Here is a 22,954-nt window from a genome sequence, read left to right as displayed (position 1 = left end):
CACTGGTGCCGGGGTCATACCCGGCGCCAGATTGTGCTAACTCCGACGGGAGCAAATCCGTGAAAGATTTATTAAAGTTTCTGAAAGCGCAGACTAAAACCGAAGAGTTTGATGCGATCAAAATTGCTCTGGCCTCGCCAGACATGATCCGTTCATGGTCTTTCGGTGAAGTTAAAAAGCCGGAAACCATTAACTACCGTACGTTCAAACCAGAACGTGACGGCCTTTTCTGTGCGCGTATTTTCGGGCCAGTAAAAGACTACGAGTGCCTGTGCGGTAAGTACAAGCGCCTGAAACACCGTGGTGTGATCTGTGAGAAGTGCGGCGTTGAAGTGACCCAGACTAAAGTGCGTCGTGAGCGCATGGGCCACATCGAGCTGGCGTCTCCGACCGCCCACATTTGGTTCCTGAAGTCGCTGCCGTCCCGTATCGGCCTGCTGCTGGATATGCCGCTGCGTGATATCGAACGCGTTCTGTACTTCGAATCTTATGTGGTTATCGAAGGCGGGATGACGAACCTCGAACGCAACCAGATCCTGACAGAAGAGCAGTATCTGGACGCGCTGGAAGAGTTCGGCGACGAGTTCGACGCGAAGATGGGCGCCGAAGCTATTCAGGCCCTGCTGAAGAGCATGGATCTGGAGCAGGAATGCGAACAGCTGCGTGAAGAGCTGAACGAAACCAACTCCGAAACCAAGCGTAAAAAGCTGACCAAGCGTATCAAACTGCTGGAAGCTTTCGTTCAGTCTGGCAACAAGCCGGAGTGGATGATCCTGACCGTTCTGCCGGTTCTGCCGCCAGATCTGCGTCCGCTGGTTCCGCTGGATGGTGGTCGTTTCGCGACTTCTGACCTGAACGATTTGTATCGTCGCGTCATTAACCGTAACAACCGTCTGAAACGTCTGCTGGATCTGGCTGCGCCGGATATCATCGTACGCAACGAAAAACGTATGCTGCAGGAAGCGGTTGACGCCCTGCTGGATAACGGTCGTCGCGGTCGTGCTATCACCGGTTCTAACAAACGTCCTCTGAAATCTTTGGCCGATATGATCAAAGGTAAACAGGGTCGTTTCCGTCAGAACCTGCTGGGTAAACGCGTTGACTACTCCGGTCGTTCTGTTATCACCGTAGGTCCATACCTGCGTCTGCATCAGTGCGGTCTGCCGAAGAAAATGGCGCTGGAGCTGTTCAAACCGTTCATCTACGGCAAGCTGGAACTGCGTGGTCTTGCTACCACCATTAAAGCTGCGAAGAAAATGGTTGAGCGCGAAGAAGCTGTCGTTTGGGATATCCTGGACGAAGTTATCCGCGAGCACCCGGTACTGCTGAACCGTGCACCAACCCTGCACCGTTTGGGTATCCAGGCATTTGAGCCGGTACTGATCGAAGGTAAAGCTATCCAGCTGCACCCGCTGGTCTGTGCGGCATATAACGCCGACTTCGATGGTGACCAGATGGCTGTTCACGTACCGCTGACGCTGGAAGCCCAGCTCGAAGCGCGTGCGCTGATGATGTCTACCAACAACATCCTGTCCCCGGCGAACGGCGAGCCTATCATCGTTCCGTCTCAGGACGTTGTTCTGGGTCTGTACTACATGACCCGTGACTGTGTTAACGCCAAAGGCGAAGGCATGGTGCTGACTGGCCCGAAAGAAGCCGAGCGTATTTATCGCGCTGGCCTGGCCTCTCTGCATGCGCGCGTTAAAGTGCGTATCACCGAATACGAAAAAGACGAAAACGACCAGTTCGTAGCGAAAACCAGCCTGAAAGACACGACCGTTGGCCGTGCGATTCTGTGGATGATCGTGCCTAAAGGTCTGCCGTTCACTATCGTGAACCAGGCACTGGGTAAGAAAGCGATCTCTAAGATGCTGAACACCTGCTACCGTATTCTGGGCCTGAAACCGACCGTTATTTTTGCGGACCAGACGATGTACACCGGCTTTGCTTATGCAGCGCGTTCAGGTGCATCCGTTGGTATTGATGACATGGTCATCCCGGAGAAAAAACACGAGATCATCAGCGAAGCGGAAGCTGAAGTTGCTGAGATCCAGGAACAGTTCCAGTCCGGTCTGGTTACCGCGGGCGAACGCTACAACAAAGTTATCGATATCTGGGCTGCGGCGAACGATCGTGTATCCAAAGCGATGATGGATAACCTGCAAACCGAAACCGTTATTAACCGTGACGGCGTCGAAGAGCAGCAGGTTTCCTTCAACAGCATCTACATGATGGCCGACTCCGGTGCGCGTGGTTCTGCGGCACAGATTCGTCAGCTGGCTGGTATGCGTGGTCTGATGGCGAAGCCGGATGGCTCCATCATCGAAACGCCGATCACCGCGAACTTCCGTGAAGGTCTGAACGTACTCCAGTACTTCATCTCCACGCACGGTGCGCGTAAAGGTCTGGCGGATACCGCACTGAAAACAGCGAACTCCGGTTACCTGACTCGTCGTCTGGTTGACGTTGCACAGGACCTGGTTGTTACTGAAGACGACTGTGGCACCCTGGAAGGCATCACCATGACTCCGGTTATCGAGGGTGGTGATGTTAAAGAGCCGCTGCGCGATCGCGTACTGGGTCGTGTGACCGCTGAAGACGTTCTGAAGCCGGGTACTGCGGATATTCTGGTTCCACGCAACACGCTGCTGCACGAGCACTGGTGTGATCTGCTGGAAGAGAACTCCGTTGACTCCGTCAAAGTGCGTTCCGTCGTATCCTGTGACACCGACTTTGGTGTATGTGCGCACTGCTACGGTCGTGACCTGGCGCGTGGCCACATCATCAACAAAGGCGAGGCTATCGGCGTTATCGCGGCACAGTCCATCGGTGAGCCGGGTACACAGCTGACGATGCGTACGTTCCACATCGGTGGTGCGGCATCTCGTGCGGCTGCTGAATCCAGCATCCAGGTGAAAAACAAAGGTAGCATCCGTCTTAGCAACGCTAAATCGGTTGTCAACTCTGCCGGTAAGCTGGTAGTGACCTCGCGTAACACCGAACTGAAGCTGATCGACGAATTCGGTCGTACCAAAGAGAGCTATAAAGTTCCTTACGGTGCGGTGATGGGTAAAGGTGATGGTGAGCAGGTTGCTGGCGGCGAAACCGTAGCAAACTGGGATCCGCACACCATGCCGGTTATCACTGAAGTAAGTGGTTTCATCCGCTTTACTGACATGATTGACGGCCAGACCATTACTCGTCAGACCGACGAGCTGACCGGTCTGTCTTCGCTGGTCGTTCTGGATTCTGCAGAGCGTACAGCGGGCGGTAAAGACCTGCGTCCGGCCCTGAAAATCGTTGATGCTAACGGTAACGACGTTCTGATCCCTGGCACCGATATGCCTGCGCAGTACTTCCTGCCGGGTAAAGCGATCGTCCAGCTGGAAGATGGTATCCAGATCAGTGCGGGTGACGCACTGGCGCGTATTCCTCAGGAATCCAGCGGTACCAAGGATATCACCGGTGGTCTGCCGCGCGTTGCTGACCTGTTCGAAGCGCGTCGCCCGAAAGAGCCGGCAATTCTGGCAGAAATCAGCGGTATCATCTCCTTCGGTAAAGAAACCAAAGGTAAACGTCGTCTGGTCATCACTCCGTTAGACGGTAGCGATCCATACGAAGAGATGATTCCGAAATGGCGTCAGCTGAACGTGTTTGAAGGTGAACGTGTAGAACGTGGTGACGTGGTTTCCGACGGTCCGGAAGCGCCGCACGACATTCTGCGTCTTCGTGGCGTACACGCGGTAACGCGTTATATCACCAACGAAGTACAGGACGTTTACCGTCTGCAAGGCGTTAAGATTAACGATAAGCACATTGAAGTTATCGTTCGTCAGATGCTGCGTAAAGCGACCATCGACAGTGCCGGTAGCTCCGACTTCCTGGAAGGCGAGCAGGTTGAATACTCCCGCGTCAAGATTGCTAACCGCGATCTGGAAGCGAATGGCAAAGTTGCGGCAACTTACTCCCGTGACCTGCTGGGTATCACCAAAGCGTCTCTGGCAACCGAATCGTTCATCTCTGCAGCATCGTTCCAGGAGACTACCCGTGTCCTGACCGAAGCAGCCGTTGCGGGCAAACGCGACGAACTGCGTGGCCTGAAAGAGAACGTTATCGTGGGTCGTCTGATCCCGGCGGGTACCGGCTATGCGTACCACCAGGATCGTATGCGCCGCAAGGCGGCTGGCGAACAGCCTGCTGCACCGCAGGTTACCGTTGAAGAAGCTTCTGCTAACCTGGCAGAGCTGCTGAACGCGGGTCTGGGCGGTTCAGACAACGATTAATCGTTGACGCTATGCTGAAAAAGCCAGTCAGGTCTCCTGACTGGCTTTTTTTATTCCTGCGCCGCCGCAACGGCGCGTGATTTTATTTAATCTATATTTGATTACATTCCATTAATAGCTAAGCAGCAATTAAGCCTTATTCTATTAATATAAAACCCGCCAGCCGCTCCTGTTTTTATTCCATAGTAAATATATGGGTAAAAGTTCTACGCGTATCAAAAAATTAAAAATCAAAAAAGGTATAGTCAAAAAATCCGGATAATCAGGTGATTGCGCCTTTCCTTATTTTTAGTTCTCACCCGCTGAGGCGCCGCTTCGTCTATTTAAAATGCCATTGAGGAGGTCGCTAAATAAGAATGAGACGACCGCGATAGATGTTTTCGACCTAATAGAGTGGTTCTGGGGGATGCATGGAATTTGCTATACAACTCATCATTATCTTAGTGTGTTTGTTTTATGGGGCCAGAAAAGGTGGGATTGCGCTGGGCCTTTTAGGCGGCATCGGGCTGGTTATTTTAGTCTTTGTCTTCCATCTTCAGCCGGGAAAACCGCCGGTTGATGTCATGCTGGTGATTATTGCGGTAGTGGCCGCCTCGGCGACGCTACAGGCTTCTGGCGGGTTAGACGTGATGCTGCAGATTGCCGAAAAGCTCCTGCGGCGTAATCCAAAGTACGTTTCAATCGTTGCGCCATTTGTCACCTGTACGCTGACTATCCTGTGCGGCACCGGCCACGTGGTCTATACCATCCTGCCGATTATCTATGACGTCGCGATTAAGAATAATATTCGTCCCGAGCGTCCTATGGCGGCAAGCTCCATTGGCGCACAGATGGGTATTATCGCCAGCCCGGTTTCCGTCGCGGTCGTTTCGCTGGTGGCAATGCTCGGTAACTTTACGTTTAACGGCAAGCACCTGGAGTTTCTCGACCTGCTGGCGATCACCATCCCTTCCACCCTGCTGGGCATTCTGGCGATCGGTATTTTTAGCTGGTTCCGCGGCAAGGATTTGGATAAAGACGAAGAGTTCCAGGCATTTATCGCGACGCCGGAAAACCGCCACTACGTCTACGGCGACACCGCAACGCTGCTGGACCGCAAGCTGCCGGCCAGCAACTGGGTGGCGATGTGGATCTTCCTGGCGTCGATTGTCGTGGTCGCCCTGCTGGGCGCATTTTCCGAGCTGCGGCCCGTATTCGACGGCAAGCCGCTGTCGATGGTGCTGGTTATCCAGATGTTTATGCTGCTCTCCGGGGCGCTGATCATCATCATTACCAAAACCAATCCGGCCTCTATTTCTAAAAATGAGGTATTTCGCTCGGGAATGATCGCCATTGTGGCGGTATACGGCATTGCATGGATGGCGGAGACCATGTTTGGTGCGCACATGTCGGAGATTAAGGGCGTGCTGGGCGAGATGGTAAAAGAGTATCCGTGGGCCTACGCTATCGTCCTGCTGATTGTCTCCAAATTCGTCAACTCGCAGGCGGCGGCGCTGGCGGCGATTGTCCCGGTTGCGCTGGCGATTGGCGTCGACCCGGCCTATATCGTGGCGTCCGCGCCGGCGTGCTACGGTTATTATATTCTGCCAACCTACCCCAGTGACCTGGCCGCTATTCAGTTCGACCGCTCGGGGACGACCCGCATCGGCCGCTTTGTGATTAACCACAGCTTTATTCTGCCGGGGCTCATTGGCGTCAGCGTCTCGTGCGTATTTGGCTGGATATTTGCCGCGCTCTACGGATTTCTGTAATAAAAAAAGCAGGTGCCGAACGGGCACCTGCTGCATAAAGCGGTTTTATTTACTGCGGAATACGGCGATACAGTTCGATCATATCGGTCGCCAGATCCTGGATGACCATCGCGTTCATCAGGTGGTCCTGAGAGTGAACGGTAATCAGGTTGACCGGAAGCTTGCCGGACCCTTCATCCAGACCGATAAGCTGGGTCTGGATTTTGTGCGCGTGCTTCACAAATTCATGAGATTCTGTCATCGCCTGCTCGGCGGCGGCAAAATCACCTTTGCGCGCCAGCTGCAGTGCGGTTAATGCAGAGCTACGCGCGGAACCGGCGTTAACCAACAGCTCCATAATGATCGTTTCTAAATCTTCCATCTCTTACTCCATCAACTTCAGGGCTTTATCCAGAACGGCATCGCCTTTCATCATGCCGTAATCCATCATATCGATAACGGCGACTTTTTTACCGAATGGATCGGCCAGCGCCTGCAGTTTTGCCTGCTCGTATTTCACCTGCGGGCCCAGCAGGATAATATCGGCAGCCGCCAGGTTGTCCTTAAATTCGGCCACCGGCACGGCTTTAATCGAGACTTCCACCCCTTTCTGCTGCGCGGCAGCTTGCATACGTTGAACCAGCATGCTGGTGGACATACCTGCGGCACAGCATAAAACGATATTCTTCATAGTTCGTCGCCTTTATGTTCCTTGATGTACCATCTTTAGCGCGGGCAGGGTGACGGAACAACCGCTTTGCAGCGATTGTGTGTAAGGCATCACAAAATAATGAAACCGGTTTCGGTTTGCGGGCTGAAAAGACAAAAAAGCCCGCCGAAGCGGGCTTTACAAGGGTAGGCGCTTTAGGTTCTGACTATCCGATTCTTACCCTGCTGTTTCGCTTTATAGAGCGCTTCGTCCACGCTGACCACCAGTTTATCCAGCGGCTCCATATTCCATTCGCCGAGGCCGGCGCTGAAGGTTACGCTCAGCCCCTCTTCACGCCAGGTGCGCTGGGCGATCTTAATCCGCCAGCTTTCGAGCAGCGTATGGGCATGAGTGAGATGCTCTGCGGTAAATACCACGGCAAACTCCTCTCCGCCGTAGCGGTAGAGTGAAATCTGCAGCGGCTGCAGGATTTGCAGCCCTTCACGGGCGACGCTGCGCAGAACGATATCGCCGTTGAGGTGGCCCCAGGTGTCGTTAATCGATTTAAAGTTATCGATGTCGACCAGCGCCAGGGCGAACGGCTGATGATCGTTCATCAACGCCGCGATGTCGCTATCGAAGGCGCGGCGGTTTTTACAGCCGGTCAGGGCATCGATGGTGGCCTGGCGCACGTAGGTGAGCTCGCGCTGCTTATTGCTTTCGATAGCCTTGCTCAGCATCGCTTCCAGCCGCGGGGCGCGCTGGACGTCGCCGGTCTTAATGGCGTTGATGATATTCATCAGCACCGTGCGCGAAGCGTGGCGCAGGTAGAGGCCGAACAGGATAATGACAATGGCGCCGAGGACAAATCCCCAGGCGACAATATCGGTTTCATAGCGCGTCAGGTCGATCAGGGTGGAATTATCGACGCGATAGATGACGAACCAGTCGGGATTAGTAAACGAATAGTAGTAATACCAGCTATCGCTGGCGGTATCGTACAGCTGGCCCTCTGCGCTGGTCATGTCATCCATCAGGCGGCTGCTGACGTAGGGCTTAAACAGGGCGCCAGGATCCGGATGGAGCACCACTTTGCCGTCGCGCTGCACGACAAAAAACTCGCCCTGCACCGGTGCTACCATTTGCCGCAGCGCGTACCCCATCGACGTCAGATCCATATGGAAGGCGAGGCTGCCTTTGAGCCGTCCTTCCGGGGAGATGACCGGGCGATAGAGGGTAACGGTAGGGCGATGGGTAAAGTAGTCCAGGTAGGGGCTGGTGTAGAGGCTGAACGTACTGGCTTCCGCCTGTTTGATAAACCACGGACGAGATTGAGGATCGAACGTCCGGCTATCTTCCGTCTCCAGCACCTCCGGCGCGCGCAGGTAGTGCGCCTGGGTGTCCGCCAGCGAGATAGAAGAGACGGTTTGCATCAGCTCCTGGAGCTGCATCAGCGCGCGTAAACCTTTCTGCCGATCGAGATTAACGGCGCTATTGAGCTCGTCATTGCGGGAGAAAAAGGTGGTGGCGCGGCTGAGAATATAATCATTTTCGCGGAGCAGCGATTCGGTGTAGTTAATGGCCAGATTGTGGGTGAAGTTGCGATTAACGTGGTGATAGTCCTCAAGAAAATTCTTTTTCTGAGTGGTAATGACGAACGCTGCGATCAGTAAAAAACTGAGTAAAATCCCCGCAAACCCCACCAGAATCGGCGTAGTAAAAGAGAGTTTTCTGTTGTGACGAGCCATGAGTCGTAAATCGTTCCAGAAGATATAAACCGTGGGTTAATACGCAGGTTTAGCCAGCATGCCTGCCGAGCGAATCAGGTAACTATTCGTCAATTATAACCACGCCCTTCCAGGGCAAGGGATTTAAATTCATCGTGGCTGGGGTTTCGCCTGCTGTCCATCGGCTATCCGTATCGGTTATCCATTAAGGAGGCAGGGCGAAAATGAGGAAGAGAAATTATCGCCCTGGTCAGCTTCCGCTGCTGACAGGAGCAGAATAGGAAAACGGCAGAGGGTAAGCAATCTGCCGTTTTTGTTCTCGCGTTCAGGCTCGCAAACTACTCAGGTCGTTACACTCCTCTTCAGGGCGACTGCGTCGCGCGTCCCAGCCAGCTATCCCAGTCTTTCCACACCGGCTGCAGCCCGCGAGCGACCAGCGCGCTGGCGACCTCTTCGGGGCGGCGGCCGTCGTGAGGAGCAAACTGCTCCAGCTCGGGGTGATTATCGGCGTAGCCGCCGGGCTGCGTTTTTGAAAATGCGCTGACGTTGTTAATGGCCAGCGGGATCACCCGATCGCGGAAATCGGGGGATTCGCGGGTTGAAAGCGACAGCTCAACCTCCGGTGCCAGCAGGCGGAAGGCGCAGATGGTCTGCACCAGCTGGCGCTCGTCCATCAGCGATGCCGGTTCGATCCCGCCGGCGCACGGCCGCAGCCGGGGGAAGGAGACCGAGTAGCGGCTGCGCCAGTAATGCTGCTGGAGCCACAGCAGATGCTCGGCGACCATATAGCAATCCACGCGCCAGCTATCGGAGAGGCCAATGAGTGCGCCCAGGCCGATCTTATCGATCCCCGCCTCGCCAAGGCGATCCGGCGTATCCAGACGCCAGAAGAAGTCCTGCTTCTTCCCCTTCAGATGATGCTGGGCGTACATGCTTTCATGATAGGTTTCCTGATAGACCATCACGCCGTCCAGGCCGAGCGTTTTCAGCTCGGCGTACTCTTCGGTGCTCAGCGGCTGCACCTCCATTTGCAGTGAGGAGAACCGGCTGCGGATCGCCGGTAGATGCTGGCGAAAATAGTCCATCCCCACCTTCCCCTGATGTTCGCCGGTGACCAGCAGCAGATGCTCAAAGCCCATCTGGCGGATGGCGGCGCACTCGCGGGTAATTTCGTCGCTATCCAGCGTCTTACGCTTGATGCGATTGCTCATCGAAAAGCCGCAGTAGGTGCAGTCGTTCGCGCACAGGTTAGAGAGATAGAGGGGAACGTAGAAGCTGACGGTGTTGCCAAAGCGCTGGCGGGTCAGGCGCTGCGCGCGCTGCGCCAGCGGCTCCAGATAGCCGGCGGCGGCGGGGGAGAGCAGGGCCATCATATCATCGCGAGTAAGCTGTTTTGCCGCTATCGCCCGTTCAACGTCGGCGGGGGTTTTGCTGTTGATGCGCAGGCGGATATCATCCCACTCCAGCTGCTTCCAGCGGTCGCTAAAGGTGCTCATGCCAGCGCCTCCAGAAAACCGGTTAGCGGGCTGGTGGCCTGCGCCTGGGCGCTGCGCGCGCCGGGTCCGGCCTGACGGGCCAGCAGGCCCGCTTCTACCGCCAGACGAAACGCGCGCGCCATGGTTACCGGATCGTCGGCGACGGCGATTGCGGTATTCACCAGCACCGCGTCGGCGCCCATCTCCAGCGCCTGCGCCGCATGGCTGGGCACGCCAATACCGGCATCAACGACTACCGGTACTCTGGCCTGGGTGATAATGATTTCCAGCATGGCGCGGGTTTCCAGCCCCTGATTCGAGCCGATGGGCGCGCCAAGCGGCATCACCGCCGCGCAGCCCGCCTCCTCCAGGCGCTTACACAGCACCGGGTCGGCGCCGCAGTAGGGCAGAACCACGAAACCTTCCCGTACCAGGATCTCCGCCGCCTTCAGGGTTTCGATGGGGTCCGGCAGCAGCCAGCGTGCGTCAGGATGGATCTCCAGCTTCAGCCAGTGAGTGCCCAGGGCCTCCCGTGCCAGGCGGGCGGCGAACACGGCCTCTTCCGCCGTTTTTGCCCCTGACGTATTCGGCAGCAGGCTGACGCCGGCGGCCAGTAAAGGCGCGAGGATCGCATCATTGTGCTGACGTAAATCGACGCGCTTCATCGCCAGCGTCACCAGCTGGCTTCCCGAGGCGCGGATCGCCTCGACCATGAGTTCCGGTGCGGAAAATTTCCCGGTACCGGTAAAAATGTGTGAGTCGAACGTTTTGTCTGCGATACGTAACATGTCAGCCTCCGGCGATAACCTGAAAAAGCAGGACCCGATCGCCTTCCTGCAGAAGATGGAGATCCCACCGCTCGCGCGGCAGAACCTGTTGATTGAGCGCCAGCGCGATACCCGCCTGCTGCTGTTCCAGCTGAGCGAGCAGGGCGGCGACGGTGAGCGCATCGGCGCAGCGGAGCGGCTCGTCGTTAAACCAAATCTGCATGTTGTCCTCCGCATACCGGGCAGCTCTGCGCCCGCTGTAGCGCCAGGCTGCGCCAGGCGCTGGTACGGGCGTCAAACAGCCGCAGCGTATTACGCGGCGTGACCATGCCGGAGAGCAGCTTGATCGCCTCCAGCGCCTGCAGCGTACCCATCATGCCGACCACCGGCCCGATAATGCCCGCGGTGCGGCAGCTACGCTCGGGTTCGGCCGTATCCGGCCACAGGCAGCGATAGCAGCCCTGCTCCCACGGCGGGGTCAGAACCATCAGCTGACCGCCAAGCCCGACGGCGCTGGCGGTAATTAACGGCGTTGTGCGGGTTACGCAGGCGGCGTTAATGGCCTGGCGGCTCGCCATATTATCGGTACAGTCCAGTACCAGATCGGCCTGCGCCACTTCCGTCAGCAGCGCTTCGCCGCTCAGCCGCTGCCGCAGGGGGATAACATCGATTTGCGGATTGAGCCGCGCCAGCCGCTGTCGGGCGGCCGTCGCTTTCGGCTGGGCAATGTCGTCGCTGGTGAACAAAATCTGCCGCTGCAGGTTGCTGACGTGAACATCGTCGTCGTCGGCGAGGACCAGCGTACCGACACCGGCGCCCGCCAGATAGAGCGCCGCGGGGGAGCCGAGCCCGCCGAGTCCGACGATCAGCACCCGGCTGGCCAGCAGCTTCTGCTGGCCTTCGATGGCGATATCTTCCAGCATCAGCTGGCGGCTGTAGCGCATAAAATCGCTATCATTCATCGCCTGCTCCCGCCATTTCCAGCAGCTGCGCGGTGGCCTGCTGCCAGTCCGCCGCCTGGGTAATCGCGCTGACCACGGCAATGCTGCCAACGCCGGTGCCAAGTACCGCCGGCGCGCGTTCGAGGCTGATGCCGCCAATCGCCACCGTTGGGTAGTCCTGTAGCCGGCTGATATGGTGCGCCAGCTGCTCCAGCCCCTGCGGTGCGGAGGGCATCTGCTTGGTTTGCGTCGGGAAAACGTGGCCTAATGCGATATACGAAGGACGTGCCGCCAGGGCGACGTCAATCTCCATATCATCATGCGTCGAGACGCCGAGGCGCAGCCCGGCATGGCGAATCGCGTTCAGGTCCGTCGTCTCCAGATCCTCCTGGCCGAGGTGCACGCCCCAGGCCTGATGCGTAATGGCCAGCTGCCAGTAGTCGTTGATAAACAGCCGGGCGTGATACTGCCGGCCGAGCGCGATAGCGGCGATAACGTCATCCTCAACGTCGGCCTCACGCTTATCCTTGATTCGCAGCTGGATGGTGCGCACGCCCGCTTTCAGCAGACGTTCAATCCACACCACGCTATCCACGACCGGGTAGAGTCCCAAACGAAAAGGGACGGGTGGAAAATCGGGTTGATACATCAGGCTTGCTCCTTACGTAAATAGATTTCGCCGCCGCGGGTGCGGAAGTCCTGCGACATATCGGCCATTCCGCTTTCGATATCCTGGCGGGCGGCGTAGTCGCGCACTTCCTGGCTGATTTTCATTGAACAGAATTTGGGTCCGCACATGGAGCAGAAGTGGGCGACTTTTCCCGACTCCTGCGGCAGGGTTTCATCGTGCCAGGCGCGGGCGGTGAAGGGGTCGAGGGCGAGGTTGAACTGGTCCTCCCAGCGGAACTCAAAACGCGCTTTGGACATGGCGTTATCGCGGATCTGCGCCCCGGGATGGCCTTTGGCGAGGTCGGCGGCGTGGGCGGCGATTTTGTAGGTGATCAGCCCCTGCTTCACGTCCTCTTTGTTCGGCAGCCCGAGGTGCTCTTTCGGCGTCACGTAGCAGAGCATCGCGCAGCCAAACCAGCCGATCATCGCGGCGCCAATGCCGGAAGTGAAGTGATCGTAGCCCGGAGCGATATCGGTGGTTAACGGCCCGAGGGTATAGAACGGCGCTTCGTGGCAGTGCTCCAGCTCTTCGGTCATGTTGCGGCGGATCATCTGCATCGGCACGTGGCCCGGGCCTTCAATCATCACCTGCACGTCGTACTCCCAGGCGATTTTCGTCAGCTCGCCTAAGGTTCGCAGCTCGGCAAACTGCGCTTCATCGTTGGCGTCCTGGATAGATCCGGGGCGCAGACCGTCGCCCAGCGAGAGCGAGACGTCGTAGGCGGCGCAGATTTCGCAGATTTCGCGGAAGTGCTGATAGAGGAAGTTTTCCTGATGGTGCGACAGGCACCATTTCGCCATGATCGAACCGCCGCGGGAGACGATACCGGTGAGGCGTTTAGCCGTCAGCGGAACGTAGCGCAGCAGGACGCCGGCATGGATGGTGAAGTAGTCAACGCCTTGCTCCGCCTGCTCCAGCAGGGTATCGCGAAACGCTTCCCAGTTCAGGTCCTCGGCAATGCCGTTCACTTTTTCCAGCGCCTGGTAGATCGGCACCGTACCGATAGGCACCGGGCTGTTACGCAGGATCCACTCGCGGGTTTCGTGGATATAGCGGCCGGTGGAGAGATCCATCACCGTATCCGCTCCCCAGCGGGTTGACCACACCAGCTTTTCCACCTCCTCCTCAATGGACGAGGTGACGGCAGAGTTGCCGATATTGGCGTTAACTTTGACCAGGAAATTACGGCCGATAATCATCGGCTCCGACTCGGGATGGTTGATATTGGCAGGAATAATGGCGCGGCCGGCGGCCACTTCGTCACGGACAAACTCCGGGGTGATGTTGTCCGGCAGATGGGCACCAAACCCCTCTCCCGGATGCTGGTGGCGCAGCACTGCGCTACGAATGCGCTCGCGGCCCATGTTTTCGCGGATGGCGATAAACTCCATCTCCGGCGTGACGAGGCCCCGGCGGGCGTAGTGGAGCTGGGTGACGCAGCGGCCTGCGGCGGCCCGCTTTGGCGTCAGCAGGCGGCTAAAGCGCAGCTCATCGAGGCCGTCATCGGCCAGGCGCTGCTGGGTGTAGGCGGAGCTGCGATGGCTGAGCGGCTCGCTATCGTTACGCGCGTCAATCCACGGCTGGCGCAGCTTTGCCAGACCCTGATGGACATCGATCGCAATATCGGGATCGCCGTAGGGGCCGGAGGTGTCGTACACCGGGATCGCTTCGTTGTCTTCATAGCGCGGATTTTCTTTGCCGCCGCCGATAAGCGTGGGGCTGAGCTGGATTTCACGCATCGGGACGCGAATATTATCCTGCGAACCCTGAATGTAGATACGCTGTGAGTTGGGGAAGACCGAACCTTCAAGAGTGTCGATAAAGTGCTGGGCGCGTTCGCGCTGCTGTCGACGGGTCAGTTTTTCTGTAGACATAGCTCATTCCAGACGAAAAGGAGATGGCTTGTCAGACGACGGATGGAGTAACAGATGCGTTGGGTCCTGGAGGGACGACCGCTCTTTGCAGTTTACTCTTGTTCCCTTCGCAGGTATTAGCCTGATCAGGTTCCGCGGATCCCGAATTAACGGTCTCAGCCTTTTCCACTTTATCCTTCGCGCTGTCTCTTCGTTGGCTTCGTCCGCTCACTCCGTTTACTTACTAATGTAAGTTCCTGGAGGTTCACTGACTTGTCACCTTGAGGGCATCACGAATGCTTTTTGGAAAATGGGCACTCCGACAAGATAAAACCCCCTCCGGAGAGGGGGAATGTATGTAAACTACTCGTTAACGGCTCACAACTCAAGCAGTCGGCGCGATATTGTCGCTGATGCTGTCTTTCAGGTTATAGGTCACGGCCAGGGCGAGCAGCTTATCTTCAAGCGCAAAGCGCGCTTCCAGGGCTTCGCCGATATCCGAGAGCGCCTGCTGGAACTCGAGATAGTTATCGTGATCGATAGCGTTTTCGAGGCAGGTGTCGTAATAATCCATAATCTGCTGGGTGTTGGCTTCCAGCTGTGGATAGAGCCTGGTGGCGGCCAAAAGTGGCGCATCGCCTTCCATTTCCCCGATAATACGTTCATAAATACTAAAATGACCGGATGAGAGGTAATCCACCAGGCTTTGGCAAAAGTTATCCAGCGACTTTTCATTAAGCCGCATAAATGACTCTTTGCCGGGTTTCAGGCCAACCAGCTTGTAGTAAGCCACGAGCAAATGCTTACGTACATGCAGCCAGCGATCGACCAGTTCATTACTGCCTCCAACACGTTCCGTTAGGTTTTCCAGCTGGTTTAACATGGTTGACTCCGCAAGATTAAGAAAATAACGTTGCTCACCAAAATGTAAATATAATGTTAAAAGTGCCAGTAAAACGAAGGTAGTGCAATAGATATGGATCGTATTATTGAAAAATTAGATCGCGGCTGGTGGATCGTCAGTCACGAACAAAAATTATGGTTACCCGGCGGGGAATTACCACACGGCGAAGCGGTAAATTTTAATCTTGTCGGCCAGCACGCGCAGCATATTGGCGAATGGCAAGGCGACGCGGTGTGGCTGATACGCCAGGATCGTCGGCAGGATATGGGATCGCTGCGGCAGGTGCTGGATCAGGACCCTGGCCTGTTTCAGCTGGCGGGCCGCGGTATTCAGCTGGCCGAGTTTTATCGCTCGCACAAGTTCTGCGGCTACTGCGGGCACCCGATGCACCCGAGCAAAACCGAATGGGCGATGCTGTGTAGCCACTGCCGCGAGCGCTACTATCCGCAAATCGCACCGTGCATGATTGTCGCCATTCGCCGGGAAGACTCTATCCTGCTGGCGCAGCATACCCGCCACCGCAACGGCGTGCATACGGTGCTGGCCGGCTTTGTTGAAGTGGGGGAGACCCTCGAACAGACGGTGGCGCGCGAGGTGATGGAAGAGTGCGGCATTAAGGTGAAAAACCTGCGCTACGTGACTTCCCAGCCCTGGCCGTTCCCGCAGTCGCTGATGACCGCATTTATGGCGGAATACGACAGCGGTGAGATTGTCATCGATCGCAAAGAGCTGCTGGAGGCGGGCTGGTATCGCTACGACGATTTACCGCTTCTGCCGCCGCCGGGAACCGTGGCGCGCCGTCTGATTGAAGATACGGTGGCGATGTGCCGGGCCGACTATGAATGACGTGATACAATGATGGCCTGACGCATTGAAGGAACTGCAAAATGACCGAACTGAAGAACGATCGTTATCTGCGTGCGCTGCTGCGCCAGCCCGTTGATGTGACCCCGGTGTGGATGATGCGCCAGGCGGGCCGCTATTTACCGGAGTACAAGGCCACTCGCGCCGAAGCGGGCGACTTTATGTCGCTGTGTAAAAATGCCGAGCTGGCCTGCGAAGTGACGCTGCAGCCGCTGCGCCGCTATGCGCTGGACGCGGCGATCCTCTTCTCTGACATTTTAACCATCCCGGATGCGATGGGGCTGGGGCTGTACTTCGAAACCGGAGAAGGCCCGCGCTTTACCTCACCGATTACCTGCAGGGCGGATGTCGATAAGCTGCCGATTCCCGATCCGGAAGATGAGCTCGGCTATGTTATGAACGCGGTACGCACCATCCGCCGCGAGCTCAAAGGTGAGGTTCCGCTGATTGGCTTCTCCGGCAGCCCGTGGACGCTGGCGACCTATATGGTTGAAGGCGGTAGCAGCAAAGCCTTTACCGTGATTAAGAAGATGATGTACGCCGAGCCGAAGGCGCTGCACGCGCTGCTCGACAAGCTGGCCAAAAGCGTCACGCTGTACCTGAACGCCCAGATCAAAGCCGGCGCTCAGTCGGTGATGATTTTTGATACCTGGGGCGGAGTGCTGACCGGCCGTGATTATCAGCAGTTCTCGCTCTACTACATGCATAAAATCGTCGATGGCCTGCTGCGTGAAAATGAAGGCCGCCGCGTGCCGGTGACCCTCTTTACCAAAGGCGGCGGACAGTGGCTGGAGGCGATTGCGGAAACCGGCTGCGACGCGCTGGGCCTCGACTGGACAACCGATATCGCCGATGCGCGTCGTCGCGTTGGCCACAAGGTCGCGCTGCAGGGCAATATGGATCCCTCCATGCTTTACGCGCCCGCAGCCCGCATTGAAGAAGAAGTGGCAACAATCCTTGCCGGCTTTGGTCAGGGAGAAGGCCACGTCTTCAACCTCGGACACGGCATTCATCAGGACGTGGATCCTGCGCATGCTGGCGTGTTTGTGGAGGCGGTTCACCGGCTGTCAGCACAGTATCATCGCTAAGGAGCGACTATGGATTTGGCTTCTCTACGTACCCTGCAGCGGGATTTAGCAGAATCGGTCATTCGTGAAGATCGGCTGGATCGCGATCCGCCTCAGCTGATCGGCGGCGCGGATGTTGGGTTTGAGCAGGAAGGAGAAGTCACCCGAGCGGCGATGGTGCTGCTGGCCTGGCCTTCGCTGGAGCTGGTTGAATATCAGGTGGCGCGCGTTGCTACCACCATGCCCTATATTCCCGGCTTCCTCTCCTTTCGTGAAACCCCCGCGCTGCTGGCAGCGTGGGAGCTGCTTTCGCAAAAACCGGATCTGCTGTTCGTGGACGGCCACGGCATTTCCCATCCCCGCCGTCTTGGCGTAGCCAGCCATTTCGGGCTGTTGGTGGATGTGCCCACCATCGGCGTGGCGAAAAAGCGCCTGTGCGGCAAATGCGACGCCCCGGGCGATGAGCCGGGGGCGCTGACGGCGTTGATGGATAAAAACGAACAGCTGGCGTGGGTTCTGCGCAGCAAGGTGCGCTGTAACCCGCTCTTTATCAGTACCGGCCACCGGCTTGGCCTGGATAGCGCCTTAATGTGGGTGGAACGCTGTATGAAAGGCTATCGCCTGCCGGAGCCGACGCGCTGGGCGGATGCGGTCGCATCAGAGCGCCCGGCGTTTATCCGTTGGCAAGCAAATCACGGCTGATTCAGGTAAACTGCGGCTAATTTCTGACTTCGAGAATTCATCATGTTACAAAACCCGATTCATCTGCGCCTGGAGAAGCTGGAAAGCTGGCAGCACGTCACTTTTATGGCCTGCTTGTGTGAGCGCATGTACCCCAATTACGCCATGTTTTGCCAGCAAACCGAATTTGCCGATGGTCAGCTGTATCGCCGTATCCTCGATCTGATCTGGGAAACCTTAACGGTCAAAGACGCGAAGGTGAATTTTGATAGCCAGCTGGAGAAGCTGGAAGAGGCGATCCCGGCAGCTGACGACTATGATATGTACGGCGTCTATCCGGCGATCGATGCCTGCGTCGCATTAAGCGAGCTGGTTCACTCGCGCCTGAGCGGCGAAACTCTCGAGCACGCCATTGAGGTGAGCAAGAGCTCCATTACCACCGTCGCGATGCTGGAAATGACCCAGGCAGGTCGTGAAATGACCGACGAAGAGCTCAAGGAAAACCCGGCGGTTGAACAAGAATGGGACATTCAGTGGGAAATTTTCCGCCTGCTGGCCGAGTGCGAAGAGCGCGATATTGAACTGATAAAAGGACTGCGCGCTGACCTTCGTGAAGCCGGCGAGAGCAATATTGGTATAAATTTTCAGCAGTGAGACCAGAAAACGTGATTTACCGCCTGAATTGTAGCGTCTGAAGGCTTCCATTCCGCCCCCCGTCTGGTCTACATTTGGAGGGCGAAAAAAAGTGGCTATCGGTGCGTGTATGCAGGAGAGTGTTTTTCAGCATTTCCGTCGCACTCGGTGCTTAGCAAGCGATAAACACATTGTAAGGATAACTTATGAACAAGACTCAACTGATTGATGTAATTGCGGACAAAGCTGACCTGTCCAAAGCACAGGCAAAAGCTGCCCTGGAATCTACCCTGGCTGCAATTACTGAGTCTCTGAAAGAAGGTGATGCTGTCCAACTGGTTGGTTTCGGTACCTTCAAAGTGAACCACCGCGCTGAGCGTACTGGCCGCAACCCGCAGACCGGTAATGAAATCAAAATTGCCGCTGCTAACGTGCCGGCGTTTGTTTCAGGCAAAGCACTGAAAGACGCAGTTAAGTAAGACCGCGTGGCAGTGTACAGTTTTACCGAAGGGGCCTTTAAGCCCCTTTTGTCTATCTGGCGTCGCACGCTGACGCTGGCAGGCGTACTGTTGCTCACTGCCTGCAGCCATGATTCCTCGCTCCCGCCTTTTACCGCCAGCGGCTACGCTGACAACCAGGGAGCGATGCGTATCTGGCGCATGGATTCCAATGGCGAGGTGCATCTTCTCGCCGCTTTTAGCCCGTGGCGTCACGGCAACACTTCAACCAGCGAGTACCGCTGGCAGGGCGATCGGCTGACGCTGATTGAGCTCAACGTTTACGGCAAGACCACGGAACATATTCGCGCCCGCTTTGATGACCAGGGCGAGCTGAGCTTTATGCAGCGTGAAATTGACGGGCAAAAGCAGCAGCTCTCCAGTGACCAGGTCGCGCTCTACCGCTACCGGGCGACGCAGATCCGCCAGACCAGCGACGCGTTGCGTCAGGGTCGCGTTGTGCTGCGTCAGGGACGCTGGCACGCCGATCGGACCGTCACCACCTGTGAAGGGCAGACCGTTAAGCCCGACCTCGATGCCCGGGCGTTAGCCCATATCGCCCGCCGCCAGGATCACTCCTCCGTCGAGGTCAGCGTCGCGTGGCTGGAAGCCTCCGAAGGTTCGCAGCTGCTGCTGGTGGCAAACGAAGACTTCTGTACCTGGCAACCGCAGGAAAAAACCTTCTAACGCTATACCTGCGCTTCATACTCCGCTACATCCGATCCTCGTTACCGCACCTGCCGGACATCGCGCCGCCGATCCTTGCAGAACCTTACTCCGCGCGCCAAATAAAACGGGCGGCCACAAAACTGAGGCCACCCGTTAATAAAGAAGGATGCGTGAATCCGGCAGATGAAACGACGCCGTTAGCTTTGCTCGCGAGCGATGGCGCGCCAGCCGATATCGTCACGGCTAAAGCTGCCGTTCCAGCGGATATCGGTAAGCAGTTCATAGGCACGCTGCTGTGCCTGGGCCACGCTATCGCCCAGCGCCGTTACGCACAGTACGCGGCCGCCGTTGGTGAGTACGCGCTGGTCGGCAGAAAGCTGGGTGCCGGCATGGAACACTTTGCCATCCGCCGCTTCTTCCTGCGGCAGGCCAAAGATCTCGTCGCCGGTGCTGTAGCTGCCCGGATAGCCGCCCGCGGCCACGACCACGCCGAGAGAGGCGCGGCTGTCCCACTCTGACGTTTTCTCATCCAGCTTGCCGTCGCAGGCGGCGAGGCACAGCTCCACCATGTCCGACTTCATGCGCAGCATGATGGGCTGAGTTTCCGGATCGCCGAAGCGGCAGTTGAACTCGATTACCTTCGGGTTGCCCTGCTTATCGATCATCAGACCCGCGTAGAGAAAGCCGGTATAGGTATTGCCTTCCGCCGCCATCCCTTTGACCGTTGGCCAAATGATACGCTCCATGGTGCGCTGATGAACTTCATCCGTGACCACCGGAGCTGGAGAGTACGCGCCCATGCCGCCGGTGTTAGGGCCAGTATCGCCGTTACCGACGCGTTTGTGGTCCTGGCTGGTGGCCATCGGCAGCACGTGTTCGCCGTCAACCATGACGATAAAGCTGGCCTCTTCGCCGTCGAGGAACTCTTCGATAACGATACGGTGGCCCGCGTCGCCGAAGGCGTTGCCAGCCAGCATATCGTTAACCGCGGCTTCCGCCTCTTCGAGCGTCATGGCGACAATCACGCCTTTCCCGGCCGCCAGGCCGTCAGCTTTGATAACGATCGGCGCGCCTTTCTCACGCAGGTACGCAAGGGCAGGCTCAACCTCGGTAAAGTTCTGGTACTCGGCGGTGGGGATCTTGTGGCGCGCGAGGAAATCTTTGGTAAAGGCCTTAGAGCCCTCGAGCTGCGCGGCACCTTCCGTTGGGCCGAAGATTTTCAGTCCGGCGGCGCGGAAGGCATCGACGATGCCAATCACCAGCGGCGCTTCCGGGCCGACGATGGTCAGATCGATATTTTCGCGCTGTGCGAAGCTCAGCAGCGCCGGAATGTCGGTCACGCCGATAGCCACGTTCTGCAGCGCGGGCTCCAGGGCGGTGCCGGCATTACCCGGAGCAACATAAACGGTATCAACCAGCGGCGATTGCGCCGCTTTCCAGCCTAACGCGTGCTCGCGGCCGCCGTTACCAATCACTAATACTTTCATGTGTTACTCCGTGAATTAATGGCGGAAATGGCGCATGTCGGTGAAGATCATGGCGATACCGTGCTCGTCGGCAGCGGCAATCACCTCTTCGTCGCGAATAGAGCCGCCAGGCTGGATCACGCAGCTCACGCCAACTGCCGCGGCCGCATCAATGCCGTCACGGAACGGGAAGAATGCGTCGGACGCCATTGCTGAGCCTTTCACTTCCAGGCCTTCGTCGCCGGCTTTAATTCCGGCAATTTTGGCGGAGTAAACGCGGCTCATCTGGCCTGCGCCTATGCCGATGGTCATATTCTCTTTGGCATACACGATAGCGTTGGATTTGACGAACTTGGCGACTTTCCAGCAGAACAGCGCATCACGCAGCTCCTGCTCGGTTGGCTGGCGCTTGCTGACCACGCGCAGCTCAGCATGGGTGACCATGCCCAGATCGCGATCCTGTACCAGCAGCCCACCGTTAACGCGTTTGAAATCAAGGCCCGGTACGCGTGAGGTCCACTCGCCGCAGGTCAGGACGCGGACGTTCTGTTTCGCCGCGGTGATTTTCAGCGCCGCTTCGCTAGCGGACGGGGCGATGATCACTTCGACAAACTGACGGGAGATAATGGCCTGCGCGGTTTCGGCATCCAGCTCGCGGTTGAAGGCAATAATGCCGCCGAACGCTGAGGTTGGGTCGGTTTTATAGGCGCGGTCGTAGGCATCCAGCAGGGAATCGCCTACCGCAACGCCGCACGGGTTGGCGTGCTTGACGATGACGCACGCCGGCTCGCTGAACTCTTTCACGCACTCCAGCGCCGCATCGGTATCGGCAATGTTGTTATAGGAAAGCGCTTTGCCCTGCAGCTGCTGCGCGGTGGCAACGGATGCTTCCTTAATTTCTTCTTCTATATAGAAGGCAGCCTGCTGATGGCTGTTTTCACCGTAGCGCATATCCTGCTTCTTAATGAAGTTCAGGTTCAGGGTACGCGGGAAGCGGCCTGAAGCTTCCTGAGTTTCACCATGATAGGCCGGAACCATGCTGCCGAAGTAGTTGGCAATCATGCTGTCATAGGCTGCGGTGTGCTCGAAAGCTTTAATAGCGAGGTCGAAACGGGTGTCGAGAGTCAGGGAGCCTTCGTTGGCGTCCATCTCTTTAATAATGGCGGCGTAGTCGCTGCTCTTAACAACGATAGCGACATCTTTATGGTTCTTGGCCGCAGAGCGCACCATGGTCGGGCCGCCGATATCGATGTTCTCAACCGCATCTTCCAGCGAGCAGCCTTCACGGGCGACGGTCTGGGCAAACGGGTAGAGGTTAACGACGACCATATCAATAGGAGAGATAGCGTGCTGCGCCATGATCTCATCATCCTGTCCGCGACGACCCAGAATGCCGCCGTGTACTTTCGGATGCAGGGTCTTCACGCGTCCATCCATCATTTCCGGGAAACCGGTGTAGTCAGAGACTTCGGTTACCGGCAGGCCTTTCTCTGCCAGCAGGCGTGCGGTACCACCCGTAGAGAGTAGCTCAACACCACGAGCGGAAAGAGCCTGCGCGAATTCGACGATACCGGCCTTATCAGAAACACTGAGCAGGGCGCGGCGGACTGGACGACGTTGTTGCATGGTATTAAATCCCCAGGATTTGAATATTACAGAGAGCGTTAGGTGAGTTTTTGCCTAAAAACTCACCTAACGCACCCAACCGGGCGTCCGTGTCATAGCGCGGCATTGTAACGAAAACGTTTGCGCAACGCTCGCGAATTTTTATCTTTCTCTTTGCAGGGGGAAATCTTTCCTTATCTCTCCTTATAGAAGGGCGCTGCGACGGCCTTTATAGAGAAGGATCGCCGACGGTCTGTGGATAATTCTGTGCGTAAGAGGGTATAAACCGGGGTTTTGCTGGGGAATGCAGCAGTCAGTCATTTTTCTGCAATTTAACTATTGCGGGCGCTCGAGAACTCCCTATAATGCGCCTCCATCGACACGGCGGATGTGAATCACTTCACACTAACTAGCCGGTTCGATTGAAGAGAAAAATCCTGAATTAAAGGGTTGACTCTGAAAGAGGAAAGCGT

At 57.0% G+C, this 22,954-nt stretch carries 20 protein-coding genes; 8 read left to right on the top strand and 12 right to left on the bottom strand.

Translation table 11 applies throughout. From position 1 onward, the window contains the following. The first annotated feature begins 59 nt into the window (after positions 1-59). Positions 60-4,283, top strand: a complete 4,224-nt coding sequence (rpoC, locus tag M2416_RS26795) for a DNA-directed RNA polymerase subunit beta' (protein WP_041143542.1) — start codon at positions 60-62, stop codon at positions 4,281-4,283. Positions 4,284-4,693: 410 nt separating this feature from the next. Continuing rightward, complete coding sequence (locus M2416_RS26790) at positions 4,694-6,034, top strand: anaerobic C4-dicarboxylate transporter (RefSeq protein WP_041143543.1); 1,341 nt, start codon at positions 4,694-4,696, stop codon at positions 6,032-6,034. Positions 6,035-6,083: 49 nt separating this feature from the next. On the opposite strand, the gene M2416_RS26785 is transcribed toward M2416_RS26790, so the two are convergent. The 10 genes from M2416_RS26785 to M2416_RS26740 all read right to left on the bottom strand — a co-directional run bounded on the left by M2416_RS26785 (position 6,084) and on the right by M2416_RS26740 (position 14,978). After that, positions 6,084-6,395 (bottom strand): PTS lactose/cellobiose transporter subunit IIA, encoded by a 312-nt coding sequence (locus tag M2416_RS26785; RefSeq protein WP_259227602.1) that lies wholly within the window; start codon positions 6,393-6,395, stop codon positions 6,084-6,086. A gap of 3 nt (positions 6,396-6,398) precedes the next feature. After that, on the bottom strand, positions 6,399-6,704 hold the full coding sequence (locus M2416_RS26780) for a PTS sugar transporter subunit IIB (RefSeq protein WP_041143545.1): 306 nt from the start codon (positions 6,702-6,704) through the stop codon (positions 6,399-6,401). A 173-nt stretch (positions 6,705-6,877) separates the two neighbouring features. After that, positions 6,878-8,410: a sensor domain-containing diguanylate cyclase gene (locus M2416_RS26775; RefSeq protein WP_076948194.1), complete on the bottom strand. Its 1,533-nt coding sequence runs from the start codon at positions 8,408-8,410 to the stop codon at positions 6,878-6,880. Between the two features lie 341 nt (positions 8,411-8,751). Beyond that, positions 8,752-9,885, bottom strand: coding sequence for a 2-iminoacetate synthase ThiH (gene thiH, locus M2416_RS26770; protein ID WP_041143547.1), 1,134 nt, complete (start codon positions 9,883-9,885; stop codon positions 8,752-8,754). Further along, positions 9,882-10,652, bottom strand: a complete 771-nt coding sequence (gene thiG / locus M2416_RS26765; protein WP_259227599.1) for a thiazole synthase — start codon at positions 10,650-10,652, stop codon at positions 9,882-9,884. Before thiG ends, thiH begins: the two co-directional genes overlap by 4 nt. A 1-nt stretch (position 10,653) precedes the next feature. Then, entirely contained in the window at positions 10,654-10,854 is a 201-nt protein-coding gene (thiS, locus tag M2416_RS26760) for a sulfur carrier protein ThiS (protein WP_076948192.1), read from the bottom strand. Further along, complete coding sequence (locus tag M2416_RS26755) at positions 10,838-11,593, bottom strand: HesA/MoeB/ThiF family protein (protein WP_076948191.1); 756 nt, start codon at positions 11,591-11,593, stop codon at positions 10,838-10,840. The genes thiS and M2416_RS26755 overlap by 17 nt, the downstream gene beginning before the upstream one ends. Further along, the gene (gene thiE, locus M2416_RS26750) at positions 11,586-12,221 is read right to left on the bottom strand and encodes a thiamine phosphate synthase (protein ID WP_076948190.1); all 636 of its coding nucleotides are present in this window, start codon (positions 12,219-12,221) and stop codon (positions 11,586-11,588) included. The genes M2416_RS26755 and thiE overlap by 8 nt, the downstream gene beginning before the upstream one ends. Further along, on the bottom strand, positions 12,221-14,116 hold the full coding sequence (gene thiC / locus M2416_RS26745) for a phosphomethylpyrimidine synthase ThiC (RefSeq protein WP_076948189.1): 1,896 nt from the start codon (positions 14,114-14,116) through the stop codon (positions 12,221-12,223). Before thiC ends, thiE begins: the two co-directional genes overlap by 1 nt. Positions 14,117-14,480: 364 nt before the next feature. After that, complete coding sequence (locus M2416_RS26740) at positions 14,481-14,978, bottom strand: Rsd/AlgQ family anti-sigma factor (RefSeq protein ID WP_076948188.1); 498 nt, start codon at positions 14,976-14,978, stop codon at positions 14,481-14,483. 93 nt (positions 14,979-15,071) lie between these two features. Here M2416_RS26740 and nudC point away from each other — a divergent pair, with 93 nt between their 5' ends. The 6 genes from nudC (at position 15,072) to M2416_RS26710 (ending at position 19,428) form a co-directional block, all read left to right on the top strand. Then, a complete protein-coding gene (gene nudC, locus M2416_RS26735; protein ID WP_041143554.1) occupies positions 15,072-15,845 on the top strand; it encodes an NAD(+) diphosphatase in 774 nt (257 codons plus the stop codon). A 41-nt stretch (positions 15,846-15,886) separates the two neighbouring features. Beyond that, entirely contained in the window at positions 15,887-16,951 is a 1,065-nt protein-coding gene (hemE, locus tag M2416_RS26730) for a uroporphyrinogen decarboxylase (protein ID WP_041143555.1), read from the top strand. 9 nt (positions 16,952-16,960) lie between these two features. Further along, positions 16,961-17,632, top strand: coding sequence for a deoxyribonuclease V (gene nfi / locus M2416_RS26725; RefSeq protein WP_259227598.1), 672 nt, complete (start codon positions 16,961-16,963; stop codon positions 17,630-17,632). Between the two features lie 42 nt (positions 17,633-17,674). After that, positions 17,675-18,265 (top strand): YjaG family protein, encoded by a 591-nt coding sequence (locus M2416_RS26720; protein WP_041143557.1) that lies wholly within the window; start codon positions 17,675-17,677, stop codon positions 18,263-18,265. 185 nt (positions 18,266-18,450) lie between these two features. Then, entirely contained in the window at positions 18,451-18,723 is a 273-nt protein-coding gene (gene hupA, locus M2416_RS26715; RefSeq protein ID WP_004097675.1) for a nucleoid-associated protein HU-alpha, read from the top strand. A 12-nt stretch (positions 18,724-18,735) separates the two neighbouring features. Then, on the top strand, positions 18,736-19,428 hold the full coding sequence (locus M2416_RS26710) for a DUF1481 domain-containing protein (RefSeq protein WP_045858041.1): 693 nt from the start codon (positions 18,736-18,738) through the stop codon (positions 19,426-19,428). Positions 19,429-19,607: 179 nt separating this feature from the next. Here M2416_RS26710 and purD read toward each other — a convergent pair whose 3' ends face one another. Together purD and purH are read right to left on the bottom strand one after the other, a co-directional pair. Beyond that, complete coding sequence (purD, locus tag M2416_RS26705) at positions 19,608-20,897, bottom strand: phosphoribosylamine--glycine ligase (protein ID WP_076948186.1); 1,290 nt, start codon at positions 20,895-20,897, stop codon at positions 19,608-19,610. A gap of 15 nt (positions 20,898-20,912) precedes the next feature. Further along, positions 20,913-22,502: a bifunctional phosphoribosylaminoimidazolecarboxamide formyltransferase/IMP cyclohydrolase gene (purH, locus tag M2416_RS26700; protein ID WP_076948185.1), complete on the bottom strand. Its 1,590-nt coding sequence runs from the start codon at positions 22,500-22,502 to the stop codon at positions 20,913-20,915. Between the last annotated feature and the right edge of the window lie 452 nt (positions 22,503-22,954).

It is taken from the genome of Klebsiella sp. BIGb0132, assembly GCF_024810075.1.
Classification (GTDB): Bacteria; Pseudomonadota; Gammaproteobacteria; order Enterobacterales; family Enterobacteriaceae; genus Klebsiella; species Klebsiella terrigena.
This window is presented reverse-complemented; position numbering and strand designations above follow the sequence as displayed.

What these genes read in the sequence shown, in the direction of transcription:
- M2416_RS26740 (WP_076948188.1), bottom strand. Translation starts at nt 14,978, where the DNA reads ATGTTAAACCAGCTGGAAAACCTAACGGAACGTGTTGGAGGCAGTAAT.
- thiE (WP_076948190.1), bottom strand. Translation starts at nt 12,221, where the DNA reads ATGTATCAACCCGATTTTCCACCCGTCCCTTTTCGTTTGGGACTCTAC.
- M2416_RS26775 (WP_076948194.1), bottom strand. Translation starts at nt 8,410, where the DNA reads ATGGCTCGTCACAACAGAAAACTCTCTTTTACTACGCCGATTCTGGTG.
- purD (WP_076948186.1), bottom strand. Translation starts at nt 20,897, where the DNA reads ATGAAAGTATTAGTGATTGGTAACGGCGGCCGCGAGCACGCGTTAGGC.
- nfi (WP_259227598.1), top strand. Translation starts at nt 16,961, where the DNA reads ATGGATTTGGCTTCTCTACGTACCCTGCAGCGGGATTTAGCAGAATCG.
- M2416_RS26780 (WP_041143545.1), bottom strand. Translation starts at nt 6,704, where the DNA reads ATGAAGAATATCGTTTTATGCTGTGCCGCAGGTATGTCCACCAGCATG.
- nudC (WP_041143554.1), top strand. Translation starts at nt 15,072, where the DNA reads ATGGATCGTATTATTGAAAAATTAGATCGCGGCTGGTGGATCGTCAGT.
- thiG (WP_259227599.1), bottom strand. Translation starts at nt 10,652, where the DNA reads ATGTTACGTATCGCAGACAAAACGTTCGACTCACACATTTTTACCGGT.
- M2416_RS26785 (WP_259227602.1), bottom strand. Translation starts at nt 6,395, where the DNA reads ATGGAAGATTTAGAAACGATCATTATGGAGCTGTTGGTTAACGCCGGT.
- thiC (WP_076948189.1), bottom strand. Translation starts at nt 14,116, where the DNA reads ATGTCTACAGAAAAACTGACCCGTCGACAGCAGCGCGAACGCGCCCAG.
- thiS (WP_076948192.1), bottom strand. Translation starts at nt 10,854, where the DNA reads ATGCAGATTTGGTTTAACGACGAGCCGCTCCGCTGCGCCGATGCGCTC.
- M2416_RS26720 (WP_041143557.1), top strand. Translation starts at nt 17,675, where the DNA reads ATGTTACAAAACCCGATTCATCTGCGCCTGGAGAAGCTGGAAAGCTGG.
- purH (WP_076948185.1), bottom strand. Translation starts at nt 22,502, where the DNA reads ATGCAACAACGTCGTCCAGTCCGCCGCGCCCTGCTCAGTGTTTCTGAT.
- M2416_RS26755 (WP_076948191.1), bottom strand. Translation starts at nt 11,593, where the DNA reads ATGAATGATAGCGATTTTATGCGCTACAGCCGCCAGCTGATGCTGGAA.
- thiH (WP_041143547.1), bottom strand. Translation starts at nt 9,885, where the DNA reads ATGAGCACCTTTAGCGACCGCTGGAAGCAGCTGGAGTGGGATGATATC.
- M2416_RS26790 (WP_041143543.1), top strand. Translation starts at nt 4,694, where the DNA reads ATGGAATTTGCTATACAACTCATCATTATCTTAGTGTGTTTGTTTTAT.
- hemE (WP_041143555.1), top strand. Translation starts at nt 15,887, where the DNA reads ATGACCGAACTGAAGAACGATCGTTATCTGCGTGCGCTGCTGCGCCAG.
- hupA (WP_004097675.1), top strand. Translation starts at nt 18,451, where the DNA reads ATGAACAAGACTCAACTGATTGATGTAATTGCGGACAAAGCTGACCTG.